Origin of the sequence: Trichococcus sp. ES5 (genome assembly GCF_900067165.1) — a bacterium.
Lineage (GTDB): Bacteria > Bacillota > Bacilli > Lactobacillales > Aerococcaceae > Trichococcus > Trichococcus flocculiformis.
The window spans coordinates 252,101-258,695 of sequence record NZ_FJND01000002.1; the positions used below are offsets into that span (position 1 = coordinate 252,101).

Consider the following 6,595-nt stretch of genomic DNA (forward strand, 5'->3'; position numbering starts at 1 on the left):
TCAATTCTGCGGAGATGAGACTTACATCCGCGTTGGCGGTCGCTGGAACTATTTGTTTTTCTTCTTTGATGCCGTCAAAAAAATAATTTTGTCGAACTATGTTTCGCCAAACCGAGATACGGAATCCGCTATTTATGCCTTGCGCGAAGTCTTCAAAAAGATGCCCCAGATACCGGAGGACCTAACTTTCATCGTCGACGGCAACCCCATCTACCTTCTGGCTCAACACTACTATGCCCAACACGGCATCCCCTTTGACGTGAAGCAAGTAATCGGACTTACAAATAATGATCCGGTGTCAAAGGAATACCGACCGTTAAAACAAATCATCGAACGGTTGAACCGAACATTCAAAGGCAATTACAGAGCGACCACCGGATTCGGATCCCAACAGGGATCAGTCTCTTTCGTGACCTTATTCTGTGTGTACTTCAACTTTTTGAGACCGCACGCTGCCTTAGAAAAGAAGGTACCCGTGTTGATTCCTGAGCTGGACAAACTTCCCAACATGCCGGCTAAATGGACAAAATTAATCTCTTTATCCCAAGATTGGCTGATGGACCAAACCCCTTAACTTTTGGCACCGGAGCCCTCTAAAAAAAGAGAGAACCAATAAACTAAACAAACGGCGGAGCGTACTCTTTACAATCCGAAAAGCCAATGGTTTAAAATTAGCTAAGCCAAGGGCTACTTTGTGCTGCTCCTTTTGTATACCGTCGCCCTTGACGGCAAAGGAAGAAACCATTGGCTCGGTTGTCAAGAGCGTTTGTTTCACCTAACTTTGAATAGCAGGGCTTGGTTTTTCACATCACCTCGTTATTTGGGGCAGTTTCCATAGAATTTTTGGCACTACCTCCATTTGCTGTTTTATTTTGGTGAGTGCTCGCTGTTTCGCCCTAGAAATTGCTTGGGGCGACACCTGTAGATACTCCCGGGCTTTCGTAGCTGTAAGTCCTTCCACGAATAGGAGCCAAAGAACTTGTTGCTGCCGCTCGGTTAAGGTGGTGACAGCGTCCAACAACTGGTCATTTCCCAAAATGGTCTCCCACTGATCCGGCACACTGGGATGCATACCAGTTGACTGTTGATTGAGGACATACTCCAGTTTTTCCTCAGAAACCAGCTCTTGCCTGATTTTAGAGAGGTTCTCCCTCACGTGCAGACTTCTGTACTTGACATTGGTATGGATTAGCGAGAGCAGGACCGTATAGTTTACAAAGTCGGAGTAGGCTTGATTCAGCTGCTCCAAGAGAACGGAATCCTGCGTCTCCAGATAGGCTTCATACAAGGACTGGTGGCAGGGTGACTTTAAGAATTGCTTTCTTAAATCAGGAGGTGTCCCCTTCCTACTATTGTTTTCTGACCGCATGCCCCTCCCCCTTTCATGAGAAGTTATTACACCTAGTAAAAGCGAATGTATGTTCGGAAAATCAACCTCCAAGCGTCAAAAAAAGAACACATGTTCTAATGAGTTTTAAAAAAAGAGAGACAAATCGCGACAAAATCGCTTTTGACCCTCTCAGTTTTTTCTATTTCTCTTGATAGAAGTCTGATATATGTTCATTATACGAACATAGGTTTTTTATTGCAATCCCTCCGAATGAGTAAACCAGTGCACTCCAGGAAAGAGATAGAAAAATCATAAATAAAAAGCTTTGATTTCTAGCCAACAATTTGAGAGTGAAGCAAGAGTGGTGAAGGATAGGAACCAAGATCCTTCGGTACACCTATGGTAACAACATAAAAGCGCTTTTGAAATGAATTCTTCAGAGTTGAAAGGTTTTTAGGTTTATTTTCGAGGAAAAGGGAAACAAAGGTCATAAAAGTCGCTCAGATCTGATTTCTAAGCTTTTTTCAGTAATCCTCCAGATTGACTTTTCTAGGGAGGATTGTTGCTTCCTGCTTTTCGTCTTTTTCCTACGGAAACTTTTAGAGATCGGAGGATTCTCATAGAGGTTTTCTACTCTATGTAATTTATATACTAACTCAACTTTCGCACACTAAAAAAGACCATATAGACTTGATACATCAACATTTCCAGCTATAATATTATGCCGCTAAAGCACTTGGAAGCTGCTTTTCCGGTTGTGGGAATGCTCGTTTCAAGAAAGTTGGTAAATTATCGAAAACTCTATCCAGAAGGGACTCCACCATTTCTTCGGACAGGACAGGTTCTTCCGTCAGGGAAGCCTTCAGACAGTCAAACACCAATAGAATCGCCTCTGCAAAGCGGATGTCCTCCAGTTCATCACAACACAAGAAGAACAGATGACCGATGGTCCTGGGATCTTGCTCCTCGCGTGTACGAAGGGCAAGCATGATGTAACGGGTGAAGACAATTGTCGTGTGGGCTACCATCGCATCGTAACTGCGGCACTGGAACTCTTTTCCTAGCGCCAGATGTGACTTTGCCACCTTGAAGAAACACTCGATATCCCAGCGTTTGCCATAGAGACGCACAATTTCTTCTTCAGGCAGATTGACATCCGTGGAAAAGATTGCAAGCCAATTTTTGGAGCGATTTCGGTCACGCACGAAGACAATATGAGCTTGAATTTCTTTTTCATTATCGTCCAGTCCCAAGCTGACGACAACAGATGCGAGGATCTTGGCACGACCACGTTTTTTGCGCACAACTTGATACAACTGGGTCAGGGTATACTTTTGACCTTCATACGTGTAGTAGACGCGGTGCATACGTTTCAGCATACAGACTACCTCGAGTGGATACTCCGAAACCACGCGCTTGATTACTTTTGGAAATGCGAACCAACTATCGAAAAGTAACGTTCGAGCGCAGAGTTGGAGCGGATTTATATCATCAAGCAAGTCGAACAGCGCTTCCGTCGACTTTTTGACGGCTTCCTTCCAACGCTTGTAACCCACGGTGCGCTTGTCTATGGTCGGGTTGATTTCCTGGAAACGGTTCGATTGTTTTTCTGAGCTCAATAAAGAGAACGCAAGTGGCACGAAAGTGTTCCCATCCGACCAACCCAAAGTCAGCATGCGAAAGCCACGGACGAACTTTCCAGTGGTATGGTCATGAACGAGTGCAAGCATCTCGACCGATTTACTGCGGGCACGGCTGTATAAGGAATCGTCCAAAATCAGGACGCGTTCGCGGTTTTTTGAGACAAGCGGGAGCAATTTCTGGGTAATGACATTTTGACTCAGCAGCAACAGAAATTTGCGCCAATTATAGGTTGCGTTGTTGAGCAAGCGATAAACCGCATCCTTGGCAGGAGCCTCTGGCTCCCGTCCGGATTCCAATGTCCGATACAAATTTTTCTTTTGAAGGACCAATGAAAAGATGAACTGGACCAGCATTACTGGTGCAAGGCCTGATTCTTTCCGAATATTGGATTGATTCAGTAACGTTCCCAGTTTCTGATTGCGAAAAAATTGATGAACGGAAGAATTAAGTTCCTGATTGATTTGATTTTCTGGTAAAATAGTAGCCATAAGACATCCCTCTTTCGTATGTGTTGTGTGGTAACTACATTTTACCAAAGAGAGGTGTCTTTTTGTGTACATTTTTGATATTAAAGACTTTAAAAACATTGATATATCAAAGGGTTAAATAGGTTTTTCAAGTGCGAAAGTTGAGTTAAAAACTTTAATGAAAAAACTGTGAACGGAGAAATCTTGCTCGGGGTTGGTGCTGGAACGGGGATTATAGCTAAAAGCAGTGAAACGGGCGGCGCAGATATGCTGATCATTTACAACTCTGGTCGCTACAGAATGGCGGGCCGTGGTTCGCTTGCTGGACTTTTAGCATACGGCGATGCCAATGCCATTGTTGTTGAAATGGGTTCAGAAGTCTTGCCTGTTGTGGAACATACGCCCGTATTAGCAGGCGTCAATGGAACCGATCCATTCAAAGTCATGGACGTTTTCTTGAAAGGCCTGAAAGATCAAGGGTTCGCTGGGGTTCAAAACTTCCCAACGGTTGGACTTATCGATGGCGTCTTCAGACAGAATCTAGAAGAAACAGGAATGGGCTATGACCTTGAGGTTGACATGATCCGTAAGGCGCATGAACATGATTTGTTAACAACACCTTACGTATTTGATGCAGAGCAATCCCGAAAAATGGCTGGAGCAGGCGCGGACATTATTGTTGCACACATGGGCTTGACCACAAAAGGTAATATCGGTGCCAAAACAGCGCTCACATTAGATGAAAGTGTGCAAAAAGTACAGGAAATTGCCGATGCTGCTAAAGAAGTCAATCCTGATATTTTGGTGATTTGTCACGGTGGTCCCATCGCAGAACCATCCGATGCCGAATACGTATTGAAGAACACAACCGGCGTCCATGGCTTCTTCGGTGCTTCAAGTATCGAACGTTTTGCAGCTGAAAAAGGAATCCGTGAACAAACAGAAGCATTTAAAAATATAAGAAAATAAAGCAATTGAGAGAAGAAGTTGATTTTGGTATTGTACCAGAGTCAACTTTTTTAAGTACCATTGGGCACGTTCACGGTTGTAATAATATCTAGTCATTTATAATTGCTTTCAATTCCACCAATGATTGACAGTCGTGATATGAGTATTGCACTATGTTTGAGCCGCCTGAGGGTGCGGACATAAACTTGGACAATTATGAGATAGGAGAATGTCCATGTATTCTTACGAAGAAAGAATGAAAGCTGTAAAGCTTTATATCAAATACGAGCAGTCTTTTAATACAATGAGTCTGGGTCATGTGAATCCCCCTATGTTTGGTGTGGTAACTTAAATATAGGGGTTCACTGACCTTTTTGCATTTTAAAAACAAGAAAGGTGTCAGCGGATCATTTGATCCACCAACACCATAAATTATAGAGCCTTTTTAAATGTTTTTATTACTAAAAACATATTTTTTATCTTCGTCTAATGTATTTTCTCTTAATACTTCAAAAGTACTTTTAGGGATTTCACCTGAGGCATTAACTGCTGCAATCATAATTGGAAAATGTTTCGGTAGCGCTAGATCTTCGTAGCGATTTGTGACATCGAAGTTAATTTCACTTTCTTTACCTTCAGCAATTTTGTTTTTAAATTCTGGATCAAATAATACTGCTGAGCCAAGAGCTACAATATCTCCATAATTTAGTGCATCTACAGCAGCTTCTGGAGTTAAGATATCTCCTACAACAACTAACGCTGTACGATCACGAATCAAGTCATAAATAACTTTATTTGTACTTTCTCCCTTATATTTCCCCATTTCTGCTGGAGCTTTATAAGCTTCTTCTCCCCATTTTGAAGAATGAATATAGTCAATACCTAAATCCGCTAATTTATCAATTAAGTATAATGAATCGTCTAAAGTATAACCAATATTTCCTCCATGAATTTCTTCAGGGCTAATTCTGTATCCTAAAATAAAGTTATCTTTTTTATGCTCTTTAATTCTTTCTTGAATTCTCTTGACAATTTCTAATCCAAATCGTGCTCTATTTTCTAATTTTCCTCCCCATTTATCATCCCGCTTATTTGAGGTTTTTGAAAAGAATTGTTGGATTAAGTAATGATTTGCACCGTGAATTTCAACGCCATCAAAACCAGCTTCTATGGCTCTATCTGTTGCCGCAACAAAATTTTCAATCATCTTCTCCACTTGTTCTTCAGTTAATCCGGTTACAGGATAATCAAGAAAGTCAAATTCCATTGTACTTGGGCCATAAACTTTACCATGTGTTTCATAAGTTACTTTTGCCTCTCTTCCTGGATGGTATAATTGAAGAATTGCTTTATTACCTTTTGACTTCATTGCTTGGGCTAGCTCTGTAAGTCCTTCTAACTGATCATCAGCATAGTTACCAATACCATAACCAAAAGAATTTCCATGAACTTCAACATAGGTGGCGCACGATATCAATAAAGAAGCAACATCAGCTCTTCGAGTATAATAATTAATATCTTCTTCTGTAATATAACCAGCAAGTGTTGAACCATTATTTATCATTGGGGCCAATGCAAATCTAGTATTAATTGTTTGACCATTATTAAAAGTGTACTCTTCAAATAAATCTGTATATTTGTTATTCATTATAACCACCCCTTATATATTTGTGAAAAACTTCACTTGTATTATAATACATTTTATTGCTTCTTACAACCTCCTCACGCAAAAATTCTTTGAATAAAATGAATTAGATTTTATTATTTACCATTTTAACACCAGTCTTTTTCCTGAATTATTCATAGATTTTCAGAAAACGTCTTGAAACGTTAGTCTTCCAACATATTTTGTCTTTCCAGTTCACACCCAAAAGGTGTGAAAAAAGAACCCCAATCTGTTATGGTTAATGTACGACCAACAACCAAAGAAAGGGGTTCTCTCAATGGCAACTTTACACGAAAATACGCTAAACTTCAACAAAAAAATGACGGTTACAAATACTGGAGGTAATCTCTCCACGGATGCTGGTCTCGTTTTAGTTAAAGAATTCCTTTATTCAATCGGATTCGAACAGTTGATGGAGAAAGAGCTTCATTTTCAAGACTCCCGTCTTTTACCTACACATTCAAATGAAACCATCCTTGAACAACTGATTTTCCAATTAATTGCAGGCTATGATACCGATGCATCTGCCAACATCTTACG

The 6,595-nt window shown here is 40.8% G+C and carries 6 protein-coding genes and 1 pseudogene; 3 read left to right on the forward strand and 4 right to left on the reverse strand.

Annotated elements, in window-relative coordinates:
* On the forward strand, positions 1-574 hold a 574-nt coding region (locus tag TES5_RS03435), incomplete at its 5' end, for a DDE-type integrase/transposase/recombinase (protein WP_157080384.1).
* Positions 575-808: 234 nt separating this feature from the next.
* Here the strand turns inward: TES5_RS03435 and TES5_RS03440 are convergent.
* Together TES5_RS03440 and TES5_RS03445 are read right to left on the reverse strand one after the other, a co-directional pair.
* On the reverse strand, positions 809-1,369 hold the full coding sequence (locus TES5_RS03440) for a sigma-70 family RNA polymerase sigma factor (protein WP_068559810.1): 561 nt from the start codon (positions 1,367-1,369) through the stop codon (positions 809-811).
* A 680-nt stretch (positions 1,370-2,049) separates the two neighbouring features.
* Positions 2,050-3,462 carry an IS4 family transposase gene (locus TES5_RS03445; RefSeq protein WP_068559812.1) on the reverse strand — a complete coding sequence of 471 codons (1,413 nt, stop codon included), beginning with the start codon at positions 3,460-3,462 and terminating at the stop codon, positions 2,050-2,052.
* 159 nt (positions 3,463-3,621) lie between these two features.
* Here TES5_RS03445 and TES5_RS03450 point away from each other — a divergent pair.
* Positions 3,622-4,410: pseudogene (locus tag TES5_RS03450) on the forward strand (phosphoenolpyruvate hydrolase family protein); the annotation flags it as partial.
* On the opposite strand, the gene TES5_RS15765 reads toward TES5_RS03450, so the two are convergent.
* Both TES5_RS15765 and TES5_RS03455 read right to left on the reverse strand, forming a co-directional pair.
* The gene (locus TES5_RS15765) at positions 4,336-4,506 is read right to left on the reverse strand and encodes an IS3 family transposase (RefSeq protein ID WP_369813482.1); all 171 of its coding nucleotides are present in this window, start codon (positions 4,504-4,506) and stop codon (positions 4,336-4,338) included. The pseudogene TES5_RS03450 and the gene TES5_RS15765 sit on opposite strands and share 75 nt — an antisense overlap.
* Before the next feature lie 328 nt (positions 4,507-4,834).
* The gene (locus TES5_RS03455) at positions 4,835-6,037 is read right to left on the reverse strand and encodes an NADH-dependent flavin oxidoreductase (protein ID WP_068559816.1); all 1,203 of its coding nucleotides are present in this window, start codon (positions 6,035-6,037) and stop codon (positions 4,835-4,837) included.
* 295 nt (positions 6,038-6,332) lie between these two features.
* Here TES5_RS03455 and TES5_RS03460 point away from each other — a divergent pair.
* Positions 6,333-6,595 (forward strand): transposase (locus TES5_RS03460; protein WP_232309275.1); only part of this gene is annotated, 263 nt, incomplete at its 3' end.

What these genes read in the sequence shown, in the direction of transcription:
- TES5_RS03440 (WP_068559810.1), bottom strand. Translation starts at nt 1,369, where the DNA reads ATGCGGTCAGAAAACAATAGTAGGAAGGGGACACCTCCTGATTTAAGA.
- TES5_RS03445 (WP_068559812.1), bottom strand. Translation starts at nt 3,462, where the DNA reads ATGGCTACTATTTTACCAGAAAATCAAATCAATCAGGAACTTAATTCT.
- TES5_RS15765 (WP_369813482.1), bottom strand. Translation starts at nt 4,506, where the DNA reads ATGACTAGATATTATTACAACCGTGAACGTGCCCAATGGTACTTAAAA.
- TES5_RS03455 (WP_068559816.1), bottom strand. Translation starts at nt 6,037, where the DNA reads ATGAATAACAAATATACAGATTTATTTGAAGAGTACACTTTTAATAAT.